The sequence below is a fragment of the Streptosporangium sp. NPDC005286 genome (genome assembly GCF_040607515.1).
Classification (GTDB): Bacteria; Actinomycetota; Actinomycetes; order Streptosporangiales; family Streptosporangiaceae; genus Streptosporangium.
Window position 1 is genome coordinate 1 of the sequence record NZ_JBEXGU010000092.1, and the last position, 19,381, is coordinate 19,381.

General features: G+C 64.9%; 17 protein-coding genes and 1 pseudogene. 8 read left to right on the plus strand and 10 right to left on the minus strand.

What is annotated here, in order from left to right:
• Nucleotides 1-38 precede the first annotated feature (38 nt).
• The 4 genes from ABZU75_RS28190 to ABZU75_RS28205 all read right to left on the minus strand — a co-directional run bounded on the left by ABZU75_RS28190 (nt 39) and on the right by ABZU75_RS28205 (nt 6,885).
• Nucleotides 39-872 carry a hypothetical protein gene (locus ABZU75_RS28190; protein ID WP_355560315.1) on the minus strand — a complete coding sequence of 278 codons (834 nt, stop codon included), beginning with the start codon at nt 870-872 and terminating at the stop codon, nt 39-41.
• A 217-nt stretch (nt 873-1,089) separates the two neighbouring features.
• Nucleotides 1,090-2,064, minus strand: coding sequence for a hypothetical protein (locus ABZU75_RS28195; protein ID WP_355560318.1), 975 nt, complete (start codon nt 2,062-2,064; stop codon nt 1,090-1,092).
• A 670-nt stretch (nt 2,065-2,734) separates the two neighbouring features.
• Entirely contained in the window at nt 2,735-5,443 is a 2,709-nt protein-coding gene (locus ABZU75_RS28200) for a tetratricopeptide repeat protein (protein ID WP_355560321.1), read from the minus strand.
• A 962-nt stretch (nt 5,444-6,405) separates the two neighbouring features.
• On the minus strand, nt 6,406-6,885 hold the full coding sequence (locus tag ABZU75_RS28205) for a hypothetical protein (protein WP_355560324.1): 480 nt from the start codon (nt 6,883-6,885) through the stop codon (nt 6,406-6,408).
• Nucleotides 6,886-7,231: 346 nt separating this feature from the next.
• On the opposite strand from ABZU75_RS28205, the gene ABZU75_RS28210 reads away from it, so the two are divergent.
• The gene (locus tag ABZU75_RS28210; protein WP_355560327.1) at nt 7,232-7,543 is read left to right on the plus strand and encodes a hypothetical protein; all 312 of its coding nucleotides are present in this window, start codon (nt 7,232-7,234) and stop codon (nt 7,541-7,543) included.
• A 289-nt stretch (nt 7,544-7,832) separates the two neighbouring features.
• Nucleotides 7,833-8,636: a PIN domain-containing protein gene (locus ABZU75_RS28215; RefSeq protein ID WP_355560330.1), complete on the plus strand. Its 804-nt coding sequence runs from the start codon at nt 7,833-7,835 to the stop codon at nt 8,634-8,636.
• A gap of 549 nt (nt 8,637-9,185) precedes the next feature.
• Here the strand turns inward: ABZU75_RS28215 and ABZU75_RS28220 are convergent.
• A complete protein-coding gene (locus tag ABZU75_RS28220) occupies nt 9,186-9,899 on the minus strand; it encodes a hypothetical protein (protein WP_355560333.1) in 714 nt (237 codons plus the stop codon).
• 212 nt (nt 9,900-10,111) lie between these two features.
• Between ABZU75_RS28220 and ABZU75_RS28225 the strand changes: the two genes are divergently transcribed.
• Nucleotides 10,112-10,432 carry a GYD domain-containing protein gene (locus ABZU75_RS28225; protein ID WP_355560336.1) on the plus strand — a complete coding sequence of 107 codons (321 nt, stop codon included), beginning with the start codon at nt 10,112-10,114 and terminating at the stop codon, nt 10,430-10,432.
• On the opposite strand, the pseudogene ABZU75_RS28230 reads toward ABZU75_RS28225, so the two are convergent.
• A pseudogene (locus ABZU75_RS28230) lies at nt 10,320-10,820 on the minus strand (DUF4326 domain-containing protein); the annotation flags it as partial. The gene ABZU75_RS28225 and the pseudogene ABZU75_RS28230 sit on opposite strands and share 113 nt — an antisense overlap.
• A gap of 719 nt (nt 10,821-11,539) precedes the next feature.
• Here ABZU75_RS28230 and ABZU75_RS28235 point away from each other — a divergent pair.
• Nucleotides 11,540-11,986 (plus strand): hypothetical protein, encoded by a 447-nt coding sequence (locus tag ABZU75_RS28235; RefSeq protein WP_355560339.1) that lies wholly within the window; start codon nt 11,540-11,542, stop codon nt 11,984-11,986.
• Nucleotides 11,987-12,223: 237 nt separating this feature from the next.
• Here ABZU75_RS28235 and ABZU75_RS28240 read toward each other — a convergent pair whose 3' ends face one another.
• Together ABZU75_RS28240 and ABZU75_RS28245 are read right to left on the minus strand one after the other, a co-directional pair.
• Nucleotides 12,224-12,796, minus strand: coding sequence for a site-specific integrase (locus tag ABZU75_RS28240; RefSeq protein WP_355560341.1), 573 nt, complete (start codon nt 12,794-12,796; stop codon nt 12,224-12,226).
• A 3-nt stretch (nt 12,797-12,799) separates the two neighbouring features.
• Entirely contained in the window at nt 12,800-13,207 is a 408-nt protein-coding gene (locus ABZU75_RS28245) for a hypothetical protein (RefSeq protein WP_355560344.1), read from the minus strand.
• Between the two features lie 252 nt (nt 13,208-13,459).
• Between ABZU75_RS28245 and ABZU75_RS28250 the strand changes: the two genes are divergently transcribed.
• Nucleotides 13,460-13,693 carry a hypothetical protein gene (locus ABZU75_RS28250; RefSeq protein WP_355560347.1) on the plus strand — a complete coding sequence of 78 codons (234 nt, stop codon included), beginning with the start codon at nt 13,460-13,462 and terminating at the stop codon, nt 13,691-13,693.
• On the opposite strand, the gene ABZU75_RS28255 is transcribed toward ABZU75_RS28250, so the two are convergent.
• Entirely contained in the window at nt 13,683-14,246 is a 564-nt protein-coding gene (locus ABZU75_RS28255) for a dihydrofolate reductase family protein (RefSeq protein ID WP_355560350.1), read from the minus strand. The genes ABZU75_RS28250 and ABZU75_RS28255 overlap by 11 nt on opposite strands.
• A 62-nt stretch (nt 14,247-14,308) precedes the next feature.
• Nucleotides 14,309-15,322 carry an RNA polymerase subunit sigma-70 gene (locus ABZU75_RS28260; protein ID WP_355560353.1) on the minus strand — a complete coding sequence of 338 codons (1,014 nt, stop codon included), beginning with the start codon at nt 15,320-15,322 and terminating at the stop codon, nt 14,309-14,311.
• Nucleotides 15,323-15,890: 568 nt separating this feature from the next.
• Between ABZU75_RS28260 and ABZU75_RS28265 the strand changes: the two genes are divergently transcribed.
• From ABZU75_RS28265 to ABZU75_RS28275, 3 genes are all read left to right on the plus strand, one after another.
• Entirely contained in the window at nt 15,891-17,078 is a 1,188-nt protein-coding gene (locus ABZU75_RS28265) for a histidine kinase (protein WP_355560356.1), read from the plus strand.
• A gap of 51 nt (nt 17,079-17,129) precedes the next feature.
• Nucleotides 17,130-17,792 (plus strand): response regulator transcription factor, encoded by a 663-nt coding sequence (locus tag ABZU75_RS28270; RefSeq protein WP_355560359.1) that lies wholly within the window; start codon nt 17,130-17,132, stop codon nt 17,790-17,792.
• Nucleotides 17,793-17,900: 108 nt separating this feature from the next.
• Nucleotides 17,901-19,343 carry a serine hydrolase domain-containing protein gene (locus ABZU75_RS28275; protein ID WP_355560362.1) on the plus strand — a complete coding sequence of 481 codons (1,443 nt, stop codon included), beginning with the start codon at nt 17,901-17,903 and terminating at the stop codon, nt 19,341-19,343.
• Nucleotides 19,344-19,381: the final 38 nt, after the last annotated feature.

Genomic DNA, 19,381 nt, shown 5'->3' on the forward strand with positions numbered 1-19,381 from the left:
GTGCCGACCTAGGTCGGCACCCCCCTTCTGCTGCGCCCTCAGCTCCGAACCCAGCCCTGCGCGGCGTCCGTCTCCGTCCACCACGAAACGAAGCGTGGATCTACAGAGTCCAGCCTCCAACGGGTCGAGAGGGCATCAAAGAAGGCATCGTTACCGGTCTTGCCGCCCCTCGGCTCTCCGATGTAGATGAGTCGTTCGCCCCCTGCTTTCTCGAACGAGGCCAGCGCCTCAGACGACATCTTGTCCCCCCAGCCGGGCGGCCAGCAAAGGAACAGCACGTGATCCGCTGCTTGGGCACGAGCCGCGAACCCATCCAGATCACCGACGGGGTGCCACACGTCCGCCTGGCCGGCGACTCCAAGGAATGAGGCGTTCTTGGTCCTGTTGGGCGGCTCCAGGTCGTACGCCTCAACAGCCAGCCCTGAGCGAGCCAGCTGCGCCGCCCAATATCCCCGACCTGCCCCCAGCTCCACGATTGGGAGATCGGCGCAGAAACTGGACATCCATTCGATGGTCTGCGGGGAAGGCACCGCGTAGGCGTAGGTCGCCTGCAAGATCATCTGCGCGAAGGCGAGTCGCGCGCTTCCTTCCGCTCGACCACCGTTCACCACGCGGCGGCCCTCGTGCTCGAACACGAACGGCTCAATGATGTCCCAGTAGGGGTTCGGGCTCACAGCGCTACCGCCGGTCATGTAGTGCACGAACCGCAGGTCGAACGCTCCGTCGGCTTCAACGTCACCGGTCCCCGACAGCCCTGTTGCCGTATCCAGGTACTCGGCCACCTTGGGATACTCGGCCTGAAGCCGCTGCTCATCGTTCAGCAGCGCAGTGAGTTCATTCCATCGTGCTGATGTCATCGCCAGCTGAGCCATGCAGACGAGTTTCCCGCACTGAACTCGCCCGCGCCACGTTTCCCGATGCATCCGAAGCCGACCGTCCACTGTGTCGGTTGAGTCTCGGGGCTTCTATAAGGCGACCCACCTGCGGCGTCTTGCCGCGCGTCGGGCGGTCGCTAGCCCGGCTGTGGCTCTCAGTCGGTCTGGACCGACGCCACCTCACGGACACATACCAGTTGAAGTCTCTTGAAATTCATAGATCAGACTCTTCAACCACATCCATTACGAGTGGCGTGACGAATCCGTTTTTCTGTATGAGTTTTTCATAGCCTTTTTCAAAGATAGCCATTGTTTCTGGATTTACTGGAACTGGAGGTAGCGGCAGGGCTGACGGTAGATCCATGTCGTAAAAATCGAGAATTTCAGTCATTTCGCCTGTGTGAAAGATCCCCGCCCCACGATATATTGCACACTGAAAGTCGTTTACATGACTTGCTAGCTCCACGCACATTCCAGAGCGATTCATCTGGCGAACAAAGAGAGGGACGATATCATTCAATTCAATTGCAGAGCTAATTGCATCACAGGAGTTAATGGCTTCAATGAAGAGTTGAAAACGCTCCACCAGTAGCAACATTTGAAGCGGTCGATAGATCTTCCGGCCATCGGAAAGTGTTGATATTAAAAATACCTCGCGAAATCTTGTCTCAAGCAATGCGGGGCGAAGCCCGGAAGTCAGCAGTCTGCTTACCGAGTATTCAGAATCCGGCTCGTGTTTCAAGCCAAAATGATCCATAATAATTAAATTGACATGGTCTAGTCCTTCTAGATAGCCGTCTGCCTTCTCGTTCTTTCGATGCACTACTTCAGCTATGGCTTGAGAACGCTGGCGCTCGGAGGGTTGTTGTCGAATAATTGCAGACACGTTATCGGCTTTTAGATTTCCTTCCGAATCTTGTATTTTAACTGTTGATATGCTAAGAGTCTTCGTGTCGTCTTTGTGCATGTAGCGTCCACCGGCCAAAAGTTGGCCGATGTAGCCTGGGCGATTATTTGCGCGAGCATCTGATTCTGTTTGATATAGCTCCGTCACCTCCACCCCAAAATTTGTACTAGCTCCATGGTGGCGCAGTAAAAAATCTGGGCGATCTTGATGTTGTACAGACGCGAACTTCTTCTCGTCGTAGATCATGCGCAGAATAGCCAGCTCTCGGTCATGCTTTTTCATATATTGCTTCTCCAGTCTGGCGGTCGTGAGCACCAATGAGACCTACCCGGTCAGCGCTGTGGTTCGCGGTATGCGGCTTGGGCGGGATCATGCCGGTACGGCACAAAGCCTAAGGACTTCTCGGCAGCCTCGGCCTCATGACCGCACAGTCAATCAGATGTGATACCTTCGCCGCCCGCCCTTTAAAGTTGATCACATCGGCAGTCCCGATGTCATCACACCGCACAGGCTCCAAACGCTGTGAGTTAGCGCGGTCGCGCCCGGGTCATCGGGCCGTTCATTTCTGGGTCTTTCAGATTGGCTTCGTGATCGTCGGAGGGTACCTCTTCTCTGAGCAGAGGAAGTAGGAACTCCAGGAGAGTAAAGGCTGAGCCTGGACGGCCATGACAACGGAGTGAGTGCCTGTCCAGACCTAGCCAGATCATTCCCAATGCCTTCCCGTAGAGGATGTTGTCAACTCACAGACTCGGCGTTCGAGCAGGTCAGAGGAGTGAAGGGTGCGGGGTGAGGCTCCCCCTACGGATCAAAAGGTTAGGGAGTAGAGTCCCCCGGCTGGCTGCACTGTGGCTCTTTGGCTGATGGCAGCTTGCGCCGCCTACGCGCGTGCGGCTGTCAGAAACAATGTGTGCTCTGGAAACCGCATCAGGCCGAGATTGATCACGTCCTGCTGTCAGCCACCTCTGATGCGCTCGGCTTCCTCCCCTACCTGGGCTGCCTCGTCGGTCCGACCCAGCTCTGAGAGCTGGTTACCGAGGTTGGTCAGGGAGATGGCGAGTCTGGAGCGGTAGCGGTCTGGGTAGGCCTCGGCCAGCTCTCGGAGGATGGCCACGGCTTCCTCGGTCACTGACAGAGCCTCGGCCGAGCGACCCAGCTCTGAGAACGCCAGGCCGTGATTGCTCAGGGAGGTGGCGAGGTTGGGGCGGTGGCGGTCTGGGTAGGCCTCGGCCAGCTCTCGGAGGATGGCCACGGCTTCCTCGGTCACTGACAGAGCCTCGGCCGAGCGACCCAGCTCTGAGAACTTGCCACCGAGGTTGGTCAGGGAGCCGGCGAGGTTGGGGCGGTGGCGGTCTGGGTAGGCCTCGGCCAGCTCTCGGAGGATGGCCACGGCTTCCTCGGTTACCGGCAGGGCCTCGTCGATCCGACCCAGCACCCAAAACTCGCCACCGAGGTTGCTCAGGGAGCCGGCGAGGCTGGGGCGGTAGCGGTCTGGGTAGGCCTCGGCCAGCTCTCGGAGGATGGCCACGGCTTCCTCGGTCACTGGCAGAGCCTCGGCCGAGCGACCCAGCTCTGAGAGCTGGGTACCGAGGCTGGTCAGGGAGGCAGCGAGGCTGGGGCGGTAGCGGTCTGGGTAGGCCTCGGCCAGCTCCCGTCGAATGGCCACGGCTTCCTCGGTTACCGGCAGGGCCTCGGCCGAGCGACCCAGCTCTGAGAGCTGGTTACCGAGGCTGGTCAGCGAGAGAGCCAGGTCGGGGCGGTGGCGGTCGGGGTAGGCCTCGGCCAGCTCCCGTCGAATGGCCACGGCTTCCTCGGTCACTGGCAGGGCCTCGGCCGGGCGACCCAGCTCTGAGAACGCCAGGCCGTGATTGGTCAGGGAGGTGGCGAGGTCGGGGCGGTAGCGGTCGGGGTAGGCCTCGGCCAGTTCCCGGTAGAGGGCCACAGCCTCCCTAATCACTGACAAGGCTTCGGCCGGGCGACCCAGCTCTGAGAACTCGCCACCGAGGTTGGACAGGGAGGCGGCGAGGTTGGGGCGGTGGCGGTCGGGGTAGGCCTCGGCCAGCCCCTGGTAGAGGGCCACAGCTTCTTCGGTCAGTGGCAGGGCTTCGTCGGTTTGACTCAGCTTCCAGAGATGAGCCCCAAGAGCCAATAACCACCTCGCCCGCTCTGCAGCACCGGCATCAGTCGGAACGCTGTCCAGCAGCCGCCGCGCGAGCAGAGCATGCGCGTCAGCCAAGATCAGGGAAGGGTACGGCAGCACCTCATGCAACGCCAGCAGGGTTTCACGCGGTGCAGGAATCGACCCCACCTCACCAGTGACCGACGGCAACAGCCGTTGCAGCAGTTCACTGGCCGCCTGTAGTTCCTGCGTCGCTCGTGCCAGCGTCACCAGCGCCCGCCGCCCTTGCTGCGCATCCAAGCCTTCTAAACACGCTTTCAGCAACTCCGCAGATCCACTGAGCTCCTGGGTGATGTGCAACTCCGCCAGCCGATCCGGCCGCAACCGCCCCAGCCACTCCCGGTCGTCGTCTGGCGGATACAACTCCCGCAACCAGTCGGCCACCCGTACCGATGCCATTCCGTCAGGCACCCGGCCTGCTACCTTCACCGCCTGCTCCCGATCCTTAGCCCCCAGCAGCGTGCCAGCTGCCACGGTCTGCCGCACCACTTCCTCACTCAACCCGAAAGCACCGTCCATTAACCCCTGAGCCCGGGCGCTTTGCACCCAAAAACGCCGCTCATGGCCCAGTACCTCCTCCAGTACCTCACCCACCTGCACCACCACTCCGCTCTTGCCCGTGCCGGATCGGGTTGAGCGCAGCACCGCCACCAGCGCCGCCGCATGCAGGTCCAAGATCCGCTGCGGCCCCTCGCCCAGCACCACCTCAAATCCCTTCGGCGGCTGCACGTTTAGTGCTGCGGCGAAGTGAGGCACCGCCGCAGCCACCAGCTCCCGATCGGACGTGCCTGCCCGCACCTCCTCGGCCAGCTCCATCTTCCCGGCCTCGGCAGCGGTCACCATCTCCCGTACCCGCGCCGACTCCGCACCCAGCTGCCGCCACCACTCCCCAGCCGTACGCGCCAGCAGCAGCACCCGTACCCGGCGCCCCTCATCCCCAGCCACCTCCCGCAGCAGCCCCGCCAGCCCCGTCCGGGTCTCGGCGTAGTCCACCACCAACAGCACCTGCTCCTCATTCACCGCCCGCCACCGCGCCAACGCTTCGGCCTCGCTATCATCGGCGACCTCCAGCACCCCCCAACCGGCCCCCAGCTCTTCGGCCAGCTGCACGGCCAGCCGGGACTTACCCACCCCACCTGGACCGGTCACCAGCCGCAACCGCCCCGCATCGGCATCGGCGCACCAAGCCAGCAACTCCGCCAGCTCCCGCTCCCGCCCGGTGAACGGCACCACCCCTCGCGACGGATGCAACAACGACGCCGGCCCGGCGACATCCGGCCGCAACTCCGCCACCTTCGCCAAGGCCTCAAGCGCCTCAGCCCGTGCACGGGAACGCTCTAGCAGTGTCGGAGCGAATGCCCCGCACACCCCACCGATCACCGCCCCGATCACTGCCCCGAGCGCCTTACCGTCCAGCGCAGCAGCCACCACCGCGCCTAACGCAGCCACCAAAACAATCGAAAACGCACGCCACCAACCGGCCATACCGACATCTCTAGACCACACCGCCGGCCATGGCACACCCCGTTACCTAACCGCAAACCACGACCTTTCCCAATGCCTTCCCAAACGGGTCACGGCCAGCCGACGAGAACGACGTTTATGCAGTTAAGCGGCGTATTCAGCGGTCGATGTTCACCTGACTTCTAATCCGACGGTCGCAGGTTCGAATCCTGCAGGGTGCGCAACCAAGACCAGGTCATCTAGCCGCTGACCTGGTCTTTTGCTTGTCCGCGGTTCGTTCCCCTCAGGTAGCCGCAGGTAGCCGGAAGCAGCCGTATGCCACCGGTCGCGGAACATACGCGGAATGGACCCGGCCCTGTTTTCCCAGGTGGGACCGGCGGTTCCGGAGGTTCGCGGAAGGATTCCGAGCCCTCCGAGGCACGTCGCAGGGTGGTTCGTGATGTCGAGGTGTGGCACGATGCGCCTCATGACGACCCGAAAGGCCGATGCCGCGTAGACGGCCGAGCATCCTCCGCGCGCAAGTGTGGGCGAATCGCCGACGCTACCGCCCAGCTCCCAAGATTCCCGGCGTCTCCAGCCGGACCTGTGCAGCCATCGCACGAATCGAGCTCCAGCGTCTAGGGCCTGGAGCCGTCGTCGGCGCCTTCGCCGAATACGAGCGGTTCCTCCGGCAGCCCGGCCGCTACCTCTATCTGCCCGAAGCGAACTGTCCTTGCTGCGACCCGGCAGAGGCTCGGAACACGCTGGAATACGCCCTGCGACGCCTTCGATCTTCAGCCAAGGCAGAGCTTTCACAAATCGTGACGCGGCTGGACGAGGAGTTCTACCGCCGGACCATCCCAGACCCTTGGGCGCGTTATTACCCATGGCGCTTCGGCGGATGGTGGCATCACCGCATTCACGAACAATGATCACCTTCCGACACGGCGAAGTGCCCCGGTGTGAGCCGGGACCCTTCGTCGTCATGGTGTTCCTACGATGCCTCACACAGTGAGCGCGACCAGGATGCGCTGGTTGGCCACGTCTCGTTGGCCGTCGATGCACTTGGCGTAGACCCTGAGCAGCACGTCCACCCCGTGACCGGCCCTCTCCGCCGCTTCCGGCGCGCGCACCCCGGTGTTGAGCCAGAGGGAGACCGCCGCGTGCCGCAGGTCGTACGGCCTGCCCGCCAGAGGTGAGGCGACCTGGTCGGGGGTGAAGGCATACGTCCGAGCCTCCTTCCAGACCTTGGCGTACGCCGACCCGGAGATCAGCCCGCCCGTACGGATCCGGAAGAGCCGGCCGTCATCTCCGGCGCCGTGAGTGTCGAGGTGGCCGCGCAGAATGGCCACCAGTTCCGGTGGGATCGGCACCGACCGTATCTCCTTCTCGGCTCGGTGCTTGAGACCACGATCGTCATGGGTCTCCCCCGAGTCGGTGAACCGCTTGTTGCTCTGCGGCTTGGTCTTCTCCAGGGTGAGCACTCCCCAGCCGGACGCCGGAAGGTGACAGTGAACCGCGCCGGGATTGATGGAGGCTCTGATGCACCCCGGCTTTCGCCGCCAGCGCAAGCGCATCGCAGAACTCGCCCGAGCGGTCAAGCGCTCACTGCGTTAAGAGCGCCTAACAGAATGAAGCGGTCTTCTTCCGGCACCCGCTGGGCGGATGAGGTTGTCGGTACGCGCAGGGTTGACGCGCTCCGGTTTGCACGTATCTTTCATTTAGGAAAGTTTCCTAAGAATCCCCTCTGTTGCACATCCCCGAAGTAAGGCGCGAAGCGGGGTGTACGGAACGTGAAACGGCCATCTGTCACCAGTACTAGGAGAGGGTATGAGAAGAACCCTGCGCGTCCTCGCCGCGACCGTGCTCGCGGTGGGAGCCGTTACCGTCGGGTCGAGTGCGCTGAGCCCGGCGTCGGCAGAAGTCAATGACTGTGACTACACCTTCGGTCAGAACTCGTTTTCCGCCCGATGCGCGACGAACGGTCCTGCCTACGAGTTCCGCGCGTGGGTCCAGTGCATCAACGGCCGTAGGGACGGCGGCTGGGTGACGACCAACAGCGGTCAGTGGAGCATAGCGAGCTGCGGACCATGGTGGATCGACCGCCTGAGCTACGGCATGGACGTGCGTCCGCTCTCCTAACGCGGGTACGGCGGTACCGCTGGGGCGTGGCCGGCTGCGGTGCTTCCGGCGAAGAGCTCCTATCAAAATGAGGTGTGATCGCGTCTGCACTGTCCATGGGCGCCGCCTACCTGGGTGAAGGTTCTCAGCGCACCGGCGCCGAAAGAGAACCGCCTCATGCTGTTAGGTGCTCTTAGCCTAGATCCACCCCGAGGGGCAGAAGACGGTCATCGACCGATCTTCTGGCACATTTCGCCTCGGCGCCGAAAACCTTGGGGCTTTCCGACTCGTACATGCCAAACTCTCCCGCATGGAGATGCGAGACGGGCAAGTGGCAGCCGAAGTCCTGAAGTCATTGGATTACCTGATCCAGGAGGCTGGCAACATCCAGGTCACTGGGGATCAGACCGGCAAGAAACGCTATCTCAACTGGATCGACACCGCCGAGGGTCGACTTCGGCAGCATTTCACAGAAACTCGCATAGCCGACGACCTACTCACACCACGGTTTGAGCGAATCGACCGTGACTACAGCAACCCACCTCCTCTCGGGTTCAACATCGCGCTCCGCGGTGAGGTCGAAAAGCAGAAGGGCCGACTCACTCAGCTTAGAGATGAACTCCAACAACTGATGAAGTGGTCAACCCGCGCGGGAAAGATCGCGATCCTGGACTGCAACGTCTACATGCACTGCATCATGTTTAACGAAATCGATTGGCGTAGGAAACTCGGCGAGGATGTTGTTCGGATTGTGCTGCCAATCGCTGTAATCGACGAGCTCGATAAGATCAAGTACATGGAGCGAGGCAATCGCGGAGATCGTGCCCGAACGGTACTCAAGGTCCTCGACGGATATCTCGACGATCTCCAAACCGATGGCTTTGCACCACTCAGAGCAAAGACGACTCTCGAAATTTTCATGGATGAGCGCAGCCATCAGAGAACTCAAGACGTGGATATCGAGATCGTCAGCAGAGGCGTTCTCCTGCAACAGATCACAGGTGCGCCAGTTCTCGTCGTAAGCAACGACCGTGGCATGCGGCTCAAGGCCCACACCCGAGGGTTGACGCCTTGGGCGATTCCAGAGCATCTATTGCTGCCGACTGCTAAGTAGACAGGCCGGGCAGCACACCAGCACCATAGGCGCTGAGAACCCCGCCCAAGGCGCCGCTGACCACTGGGGAGTTAACGCATCCGATTTGCAGGAACCCCAAGGAAGAGCGGGCCGCGTGGCTCTGGCTGTACAGCCACGAGTACAGCCAAGGGGACGAACTCTGGCGGAACTCAGCGAACGTCCACGGACACCATACCCGCAGGCCAGAGCTTCAGACATCGATCGAACCGACTTCTTTTAATCCGCAGGTTCCGGGTTCAAGCTCCAGACGCCTTGCCCTAATGACCACTGTGCAATATGCGTGCAATGATCATGGAGTTCATGGTGATGAGACCTGGTCGCGCCGCAGGTGGGAGGCCATATCTCAGCCGGAACGGTCACGTCCTGTAAAACCGCTGCAGGCACTGCCGGAAGATATCTCGAGCGCTGTCTACCTGGCTTTGACCTGTCATCCCCCGAAGTGGACATACGCCACGGTGCCAGGACGGGCGCCAAGAGCAGGCAAAACGCCAATATGTGGTGGGTGGACGAGCCGACTCAGCTTCTTGTCTACATCATGCCGCCAAGCCTCCGGAGCTTGTCATCAAGGGAGCGTAGGACGCCGGGGAGCGTCTCTGCTGCGTACGATAAGGACGCCGCAGTTCTGCTGAGGTTGTTTCCGTCGAACACTTCCGCTGCATAGGCGAGGCGACTCGCTGTGAGATTGTCGACCCCTACTGGGGCATCGTTCATCACTGAGATGATCTGCCTCAACTCCTGCAAGGCATCTATATTAAGGCTACCCGTCCGTTCCAGCTGCTCAGCGATGCGCTCAAGGCGAGTTACGGGCGGCTCGAATGCCTCTACTAGCAAGGCTTCGATCAGGTCGTCGGTCATAGAGTTCCCGATGAGAGCAAGGTGTTTGCCGTGCTCTCCTTCATGCTTGCGTTTCCATTCAAACAGGAGATCGGGCGAGTAGAGATCCGCGCCTGTCTTCTTGTCATCAACCTCCGCATGATGCGCCAGGCATAGAAGTATTAGATTGCGAAAGGAGTCCCTTTCCTGCTCCTCTTCGGGAGTACGGCAGGGGCGATGACGTGCGGATCCAGGTTGCACACCGTAGATGTGAGCGATCTGGGCGTTCTTCTTGTAGACGCCATGCCTGACTTCGAAAATCACCGGAAAGGGGCAATCCGGGGCATAGCATCGTCCGTTACTAAGCGCCCAGAGCGCCGCCTGTATGGGGGCTGGAATGTTCCTTCGCTTGTCGCGCTTTTCGACCACGCCCAGAGACTAAATCGCCTGACCGGCTTCGTGAAGACGGCCGACTCTGCTGATTGAGCAGGGTGCGCTGCGAGCTTCGCAGCGTAAGGCTGCGACAGGGGAAAATCAGTACAGCGGGTGGGATTACCGTCACCCTAAGTCGAGAACTTCAACCTCGTGACCGCAATGGCCGCCCCAGCGCAGGGTGGCGGCACGAGAAGGGGGACTCGACCATGCCCAAGTACCTGATTCAGGCGACCTACACCGCAGATGGCCTCAAAGGAGTGTTGCAAGATGGCGGCACCGGACGCCGGCAAGCGGTGGAGCGCATGGTGGAAAGCGTCGGCGGGCGGGTCGAGCAGATGTATTTCGCGTTCGGCGAGACAGACACGTATGTGATCGTCGACCTGCCGAGCAATACGGCTTCGGCCGCTGTGGGTCTCACAATATCGGCCTCTGGGGCGGTACGAACGAAGACGGCCGTCCTGCTGACGCTAGAGGAGATCGACGATGCCGCGCGGATGGAGGTGGCATACCAGGCTCCTGGCGCGTGACAGCCGGGTGATTGCGAGCGCCTGGACTGCGGCTTGTGCGGCTGCTGCCGGGATGGGGTCGGGCGTCGTCGTCTCCGTTCGCGATCTCCAGCAGGACTCGTGCATGGCACCAGTCGATCTCTCCCGGCTCGGGGAGCGGACACCAGCGGGCCAGGCCCTTGCCATCGGGATCGCGCCGGATCTCGTCTTTGCTTGGGTAGTCGGGTAAACCGGCGCCATACGCGACTGCGGTCCGGAAGTCGGTGACTGCGTGTCGGCGGCGGACAGCCACAGATCGGAAGACCGGCTCACCCTCCCAGTCATGGACGATGGGCCGGTAGTCGCTCCATCGGAACGGGTTGTCCCGCTTGGTCGGCCGACCAACGTATATGGCACCCTCGGGCATGCGCCAGCCTCTTGTGCACCGCCTCTAGATGCGCTTCGGCTCTTCGGGTCTCAGCCAAAACCAAGATCCGGGATATGTGCGGGATGATCTTAGGTGTCGGGTAAGAGGCGGGAGCCGTACGCGCAGCTCGGAGGATGTTGCTCGGTTGAACCTTGATCCGCTGTAAAACCGTCGGCGATTTGTGTCGCCCTTACAATCGCCCGATGTCGGCTGGTCTCCGTACGCGGTTTAGGGCGGTCGATGATGCGCGCTTCATCCCTCGGTACGGCTCGCTACCAGACAGGCGCGACCTGCCCGGTTTGCATACCTACGGTGTGGACGTGGCCCAGCGCGAGGTAGACCGAACAGTTCATGCTCCACTACGGCCCGACGAGCGGGTATGCGGAGAGTGGTACCGCGTCACCTCCCGCAGGCAAGGTGGGCCGTTTCACTTTCGGGCGATGCGGATGGACACGGAGCTGGGGGCGAACGTCAGGATCACCGGTCACTGGCGTTCGGGAGATTGGCATCCGGGTGAGACGCTTGAACTCCTGAGACGTAAGGGATGCAGACTCGCGATCATGGGTGCTCAGATGGAGTTGGCCCCTAATGAGATGATCGAGCGCAGAGGACGACGAACCCTCTTGGTGCCGGAAAACCGGTCGCTCCAACCGTGCGGCTGCATCTGGACAGTGCCTTCAAACGAATGGATGCGGGCGAAGATCGCATAATTGGGAGACCGGGTGGATTGGGGAAGCATTCAGCATGACCCGGCGGGGTGTGCCGACCAGGTCGACGCCGCCTTTGATCGAGGCGATCCCCTGGTCGGGGTGGCCGTGATCGGGTTGTCCCTGTGTCATGACGATGCCGAGGTCATCGCTCCCCGGGCTCGTAGAGCCATCGCCTCCGGCGAACAGCAGCTTCGCTGCCAGGGGTTGACCGCCGTGTCACACATGGTCCGCCGTACCGGTGAGATCGATGACGTGACGCTGGAGACTCTCCGGCCGCTTCTGCACGACCTGAACCCTGTGGTTCGCGAACATGCGGGCAGCATCGTCGCCGATGTGTGGATCTTCGTCCCGCATCCCCGTCTGCCGGCTTGGTTGAGCAGGCGACAGAGACTACAGAGCATCAAATGGTGGTTCGTGATGAGGTGGACCGGCATCGGCCTGTACTTCCGCCGACCTTGAACGGAGGCCACCTGCCGTTGATCTCGCGAAAAGCGCTTTTCAAGATCCGGAACATGTGCGGATTGGCCTCCCCTCTCCAATGAAGGTCACCTGATTTGCCAGCAGGTCAACGTGCCGCCAAGCCAAGAAGCAGCGTTCCACTTCTAGTCCGACGGTCGCAGGTTCGAATCCTGCAGGGTGCGCTAGGTACGGCAATGATCCACAAGTGGCCTGGTAGACCATTGCCAGACCATCGTGTCAACCGGACGCCCGGCGGGAGCGGCGAGGGATGGTCGCCACTGTCGCCTCCGCCGCCGCCTGGGCAAGCTCGGGCAGTACCGACGTGTAGGTGTCCGCGGTGAAGCTGTGCCGCGAATGTCCGAGCGTCTCCGAGATGACCTTCATGTCCACCCCGGCCGCCAGACCGAACGTCGCCGCGCAGTACCTCAGATCATGGAAACGGATTGGCGGCAGCCCGGCTCGCCGGATGAGGATCTCGAATCGCTGTGAGGCGTACTCCTCGCGCAGCACCTCACCATTGCGCCGGGTGAACACCGCCTCGGAGTCCACCCGGTCGGCGGCCCGTAGCCGCTCCTTGCTCTGGCGCACCCGCCACGCCTTGAGCAGCCGCACGTTTTCCTCATCGAGTGTGATCGTGCGCAGGCCCGCATCGGTCTTCGGGCCCGGCCCGTCGGCCAGCTGCACCACGCTGAGAGTGCCCGCCTCCAGATCGACGTCCGGCCACTCCATCCGCCGCGCATCCCCCGGCGCAGCCCCCGCGTGGACACAAGGTGGAAGAGCGGATACAGCCGCTCCTGGTGCTTCTCGCACCAGTCAAGGAACACTCCCGCCTGCCGAGGGGCACACCATCATCGGCCCCGGCACGACCCCTGTCCGCTCCCACCGCACCACCTGCGGCGGCTCGACATGCTTGGACGGGTCATGGCTGATCCGCCGCGTACGCACCGCGTACGACAGCGCCGACGACAGCACCCGGTGCACGAGATGAATCCGCGCTGCCGACAGCGGCCGAGAGGAGTGCGGGCCCCCGCCTCGCCACTCGGCGGTCACCCGCACGGCTGGCAGCCGCCGCAACATCTCGCTCGGCTTCTCTCCCTCGGCCAGGTTGTTGATCTGCCCGAGCGCCTCATACAGGTCGTCCAGGTGGGTCTCCCGCAGCGCGGCGAGCCGCAGGTGCCCGATGCCGGGCACGGCGTACAGCTCGACGAATCTGCCGGCCAAGACGGCGTGGGCGCCCGCCCACGGTCCGCTCGATCCGTGTCCTCATCCTGCCGGTCAGGGGCCGCCCGTAGTTTCCAGCGAAAAAACAACGCTAAGCGGCGGGGCCGGGCTGGCGGGTGACGCACCAGGGGCAGATGGCCAGAACCGCGGGTGCCGGGACGGCGATCGTGCGGGCGCAGGGCCGTCGGCTGCAACAGGTCGAGCACAGGAAACGGCCCCCGAGGGAGGTTCCCCCCGGGGGCCGGTCTTGCCTTGCGCCCTGCTCAGGCCGCCTGGATCCTGTTCGCGTCGGCCGACACCGCCGAGGCCAGGGGCGCGAGTGCCCTGCCCGCCTACCCCGAGGTGTTCCTGGTGCCCGGGGTGCTTGTGCTCGCCCTCGTCCGTTCCTTCGACCGAACCACCCGCACCTGGGCCGGGGGTCTGGCGATCGGCACCCTGCTGGGTGCGCTCGCCGTCGCCGTGGTGGCGCTCGCGGTCACGGCCTGACCGGCCGGTACCGCACACTCAGCTCGGCCGTGGGGTCGCCGGCGCCGACCCGGTGGAGGTAGTGCGGCCGGCCACCGGGGAGGTCCAGCAGCCGGATGCCCTCGCCGAGCAGCACGGGCGCGATGTGCAGGTTGATCTCGTCGAGCAGCCCGCGTTCGAGAAGCTGGCCGCCGATCGTCGGCGAATGCACCTCGACGTTCCTGCCGCCGGCCGCGGCCAGCGCGATCCGTACCGCCTCGGCCACGTCACAGTCCAGGAATGTGACACCGTCGGCGGGCTTGGCGTCCTCCGGATGGTGGGTGAGCACAAAGATGGGTCCGCTCCAGGCGCCGCCGTAGACGATGCGGGGATCCGGGAAGTGGTCCCAGCCGCGCCGGCCGCCCAAGATCGCGCCGGTGGTCGCGACGTACTCCTCGATCAGGCCCGGCTGAGGCGAGATGCCGGTCATCATCCAGTCCATCTCGTGGTTCGGCCCGGCCACGAACCCGTCCAGGGACATGGTGAAGTGCCAGAGCACCTTGCCGTTCGCTGTCTGCGGTTCGATGTCGTTCACTGCTGTCTCCTCTGCCGGCTGATTGCCTCGTGCGGTATTGAGACGGCATCCACCGCGGAACCTCATCGGTCCAGGGTGGGTGGGAGGTTGAACGACGGGAACAGGGCCGGCTCGTGGAACGCGACGATCTCGGTTATCCGGCCGTCGCGGACCCGCAGCACGCCGATGCCGAACGGCTCGTACGCGTGCCCGCCCGGCGGACACCGGTAGGTCGCCGCGGCCAACTGGCCGTTGGCGCTCGTCGGCAGCATGCGCAGCGTTCCGATGTAGTCGGGTGAGCCGGCGTCCCAGCTCGCCGACAGCGCTGCCAGCACGCCGTCGCGGTCGGCGAACCACTCCGGGTACGGCGGCATCGTCGCCCGCACGTCCCGCGCCAGCAGCTCGGCGACCTCGGTCAGGTCGCCGCGCTCTACCGCGGACATGTAGCGGCGCAGGATCCTGCGGTCCTCGTCGGTGGGCGGGGCTGACGGGGCCCAGTCCGACCGGCCGGGCGGCAGGTGGGTGCGCAGGGTGGCTCTGGCCCGCTGCAGTGCGCTGTTGACCGAGGCGACACTGCCGTCGAGGGCCTCGGCCGTCTGGCGGACCGGCCAGCCCAGCACGTCGCACAGGATCGTCGCGGCGCGCTGCCTCGGTGGCAGGTGCTGGATGGCGGCCAGGAACGCCAGCTCCAGGGTCTCCTTCGCGACCACCGCGGCCTCCGGGTCGTCGGCGCTCGGTGCCACCGGCTCCCACAGGTGGCCGGGGAACGGCTGCAACCACGGGCCGGCCGGCGAATCGGCCTGGTCGGGCAGCGTCCGGCGGCTCCGGCCGTCGAGGAAGTCCAGGCAGGCGTTGGTGGCGATCCGGTACAACCAGGCGCGCAGTGAGGAACGGCCCTCGAAGCCGTCCCGGCCGCGCCACGCCCGCAGGAACACCTCCTGGACCAGGTCCTCCGCCTCGTCGAACGACCCGAGCATCCGGTAGCAGTGCACCCGCAGCTCACCCCGGTGCCGCTCGGCACGTTCGGCGAAGTCGGTCACCGGGCGGCCCCGCAGCCGCATCATCTCTTCCTCGGAGAACACATCCCGAGTCGCCACGAACCCACCACCCAGCCATCGACCGTCACCAAACGGACGACAGGGTACGGGGCGGTCAGACCAAGATCAATTCCTGGATCCTTAGCGTTGTTTTTCGCTGGAAACTACGGGCGGCCCGTCAGGGCACCGACTATCCGGATGACACGGAAGAACCCCATATGGGGACATTGGAGAATCCAAGGCGAATTGGCCCGGTTGGGCGACATCATCGTGGCCTCAACGGTGTGGGCGATCCCGCGCCGGCAGGACTGCGCACCCCGGACGGTGCAGGCCCGCAACCTGGTGATGGCCGAAGACCCGTCGTCACAAGCGTGATCAGCGAATACCGCCACGCCGCTTGACCACAGCTCAGGACAGCGCCTGCCCGCCCCGCGTTCTGCCCGCGCGCGCAGTCTTCTGGGACGCCGGCCGCTTCGACGGCTCGGCGTTCGATGAGGCAGCTCATCGACGGGCTTCGCCGGCGGGTTCGTGGCGGGGCGCCAGAATCGGCCTGCCCGCTGCTGGCTATCCTGTGGCACGTCGAGCCAGGCACGGCTCCCCACCACGAGCTCACCGGAAGGCGACGACCGTGACAGCCTCCCAGCGCCGGAGCACATGGCCGGCGACGACGGTGGTGGCGCACGTGGTCCTGGCTCTCCTGACGGTGATCATCCTGGCGGGCGTCTGGCACCTCGGCGCGGACCTGTGGCAGATCCTCGCCTCGGCGGGTGCTGCCGTCCTGCTCCATGTGGGAGCGGTGGTGGCCCATCGACGGCCGTGGGTGGGGTACGCGATCGGCGCGCTGGCAATGCTCGTCCTGGTGACGATGCCCTTCCTGGGTTGGTCACCGAACATGCTGCCCTCGGCTGTGTGCTTCCCCCTGACGTTGTGGCGGCTGACCAGCCTGGTCTCGGTCAGGTCCTCGGTGGTCGCGTTGGCCGTCGCCGCGCTCGGGATCGTCCTCACCGAGCTGGTGGCGTGGGCCCGGCTGCCCCCTGACATCCCTGGGTGGACCCGCCTGGTCGAGGGCGGGCTGCTGATGCTCGTGGTCGGCGGTGTGTGGCTTGCGGCCCTGCTGGTACGCCGCAGGCACGAGGCCGGCCGACGAGCCGAGAGCGAACGACTGGCCGCGGCGGTCGCGGACGAACGGGCCAGCATCCGCCGCGACCTGCACGACGTGATCGCCCACACGGTCACCGTCATGGTCGCGCGGATCGAGGCCGCGGCGGTGACGACGGCGGATCCGGCGACCCGCCGCGAACTCGGCGACATCGCCGAGGCCGGCCGGGACGCCCACCAAGGTCTGCGAGCGATGCTGGCCACCTTGGGCCCGGCCACCGTGGCGCCGCGCGCCGATTCCCGGCCCAGACAGCTCCCGATCTCGCTCGATGCCCTCCCTGACCTCGTGGCCTCGGCGGCGAGCCCGCTCCATGCGGTGACGTTCGCGGAGGTGGGTGAGCGACGGCCGCTGAGCCTGAGTGCCGAGGTCGCGGCGGTCCGGACCGTGCAGGAGGGCATCACCAACGCGCTGCGCCACCTCGAACCACCGGTCGAGGTGACCGTTCGCCTGCACTGGACCCCGGCCGAGGCGATGGTGGAGGTGCGCGACGATGGCGGCAAGGCGCTTCGCGACGTCGGCAGCCAGGGGACCGGCTTGATAGGGATCGAGGAACGTGTGCGTACCGCAGGCGGCACCCTGTCGATCGACGACGGGGACGAGGGGTGGGTGCTGCGGGCGCGGCTCCCCACGAAGGAGGGGAATGACCGAACGAAGTGAGGGAATCAGCAAGCACAGCACCTTGGTCATGAGGCCGACGAAGGAGGTCTCGTGACCGGGATCCGTGTCATGCTCGTCGACGATCAGGAGTTGCTGCGGGCCTCGCTCCGTACGGTGCTGTCGGCCGACGAACGCATCGAGGTCACCCACGACGTCGCGAACGGCAGCGACGCGATCGAGGTCGTCCGGCGGCACCGCCTCGACGTGGTACTGATGGACATCCGCATGCCGCGCATGGACGGGGTCGCCGCCACGGCGGAGATCGTCAGGATCGCACCGGCGACCCGGGTGCTCATGCTGACGACGTTCGATGACGACGAACTGGTCGTGGCCGCCATCCGGGCCGGCGCGAGCGGCTACCTGACCAAGGACGTCCGGCCCGCAGCCCTGGCCCAGGCCGTGTGTGATGTCGCCTCCGGGACGTCGGCGCTGGCCCCGGGGGTGGCCGCGACGATCCTCGATCTCGTACGGCAGGTGCCGGTGCGGAGGACGGCAGCCCTGGACGGCCTCACCCCACGCGAGGTCGAGATCTTCGGCCTACTCGCCCGCGGCAGGTCCAACAGCGAGATCTGCGCGGAACTGGTGCTGAGCGAGAACACGGTGAAGTCGCACGTCCGGGCCGTCCTGCAGAAACTGAACCTGCGCGACCGCGTGCACGCGGTGATCCACGCGTACGAGAACGGGCTTGTGGGTCGCAACGATCTGCCTGACTGAGATTCCATCCTGCCGGGTGGTGCCGTCTCACCCCTTCGGGTGATGTCGGCCGGTGACGCCCGGCCTAGGTTCGACGTCGTGCATTTCCTACCTCTCCGCTTTCCTCGTGTGACCTCCCTCATCGTCCTCGGCGGTGTGCTCGTCACCCTGTTGCTCGGCTGGACGGCACCGGCCCATGCCACCGGCGAACGGCTGGTCGACGACTACCGCTCCGTCTACGGCACGCCGGGTGTCGCGGCGGCCGTGATCGACGGGTCGTCGGTCGAGACGATCGTCCGCGGCCGGGACGGGGACGGCAATGCGGTGACGGCGCGGACTCGGTTCCGGATCGCGTCGATGAGCAAGTCGATGACGGCGGCGGCGATCATGCTGCTGGTCGACCGTGACGGCGTCTCCCTGGACGACCCGGTCGTCAAGGTCCTGCCCGACTTCAGGATGGCCGATCCGCGCTTCACCGGGATCACCGTGCGCCAGGTCCTCAGCCATACCTCGGGGCTGTCGAACAGCACGAACAACGAGTACGTGTTCCCGCCTCCGCGCAGCGCGCAGGAAATCGTGGCCGGGCTGGCCGACAAGACCCTGGCCGCCGATCCGGGCACCCGCTCGGAGTACCACAACACCAACTACTCGATCGCGGCGAGGATCGTCGAAGTGGTGTCGGGGAAGTCCTTCGACGCCTTCCTCCACACCGAGCTGTTCACGCCGCTGGGCATGACCGGCACCAGCTCGACGCTGGGGTGTTCCGATCGTGCCGAGGGCCTGCCGTCCGGGTACGAGGTCGTTCTCGGGGTTGCCGTCGCGGCACCGGAGATGCCGGGGATCTGCGTCGGCAACGGCGGGGTGATCTCGACCCTGGACGACATGGTGCGGTGGCTGCGGTTCAACCAGGGAACCTTCGGGGCGGACCTGCTGAGTGCCGGCTCCCTGGCCGAGTTGCACACCGTCCAGCCGAAGGCCGGCGACTACGCCCTCGGCTGGCAGTCCCGCCCCGTCGCGGCAGACGCCCCGCCGTCGGTGATCGGCCACGGCGGAACACTGGCGACGTGGACCGGGGACATGGTCTTCTCGCCCAAGACCGGTGTGGCCGCCCTCGTCCTCACCAACAGCGGCGGCGATCCCAGCCTGCTCTCGACCAACCTTCTCGCCGAACGGATCGGGGCACCGGCAACGCCGATGAGCAACCCGCTCACCGTCGTGAACGCGGTCCTGCTCGGGCTCACGGTGGGGATGGCCGCACTGCTGGTCACCGCGGTCGTCCGAGCGCGCCGCTGGGCCTCGCGGCGCCGCGCGGCGCGCCGGCCGAGGCTGGTTCTGCGGCTCGTGCCCCTTGCCCTGGTGACGGTGCTGGGCGCGGTGCTGCCGACGCTGATCTGGGGGGCGTTCAGCTTCCAGTACTGGATCGTCACCGCCTGGCTGCTGCCGCTGCTGGCGCTCTTCTGCCTCATCTGCTGCGTGCTCGGGGCGGTCGCACTCGGCCGCCGCCTCTGGTGCTTCCGCCGCGCCGGTCAGGCGACCTTCGCACCGGTACGGCCGGCCACGGCGGACAGCTGACCTGGGCGGGAACCTGGCCGGAGCCGCCATCGCCACCC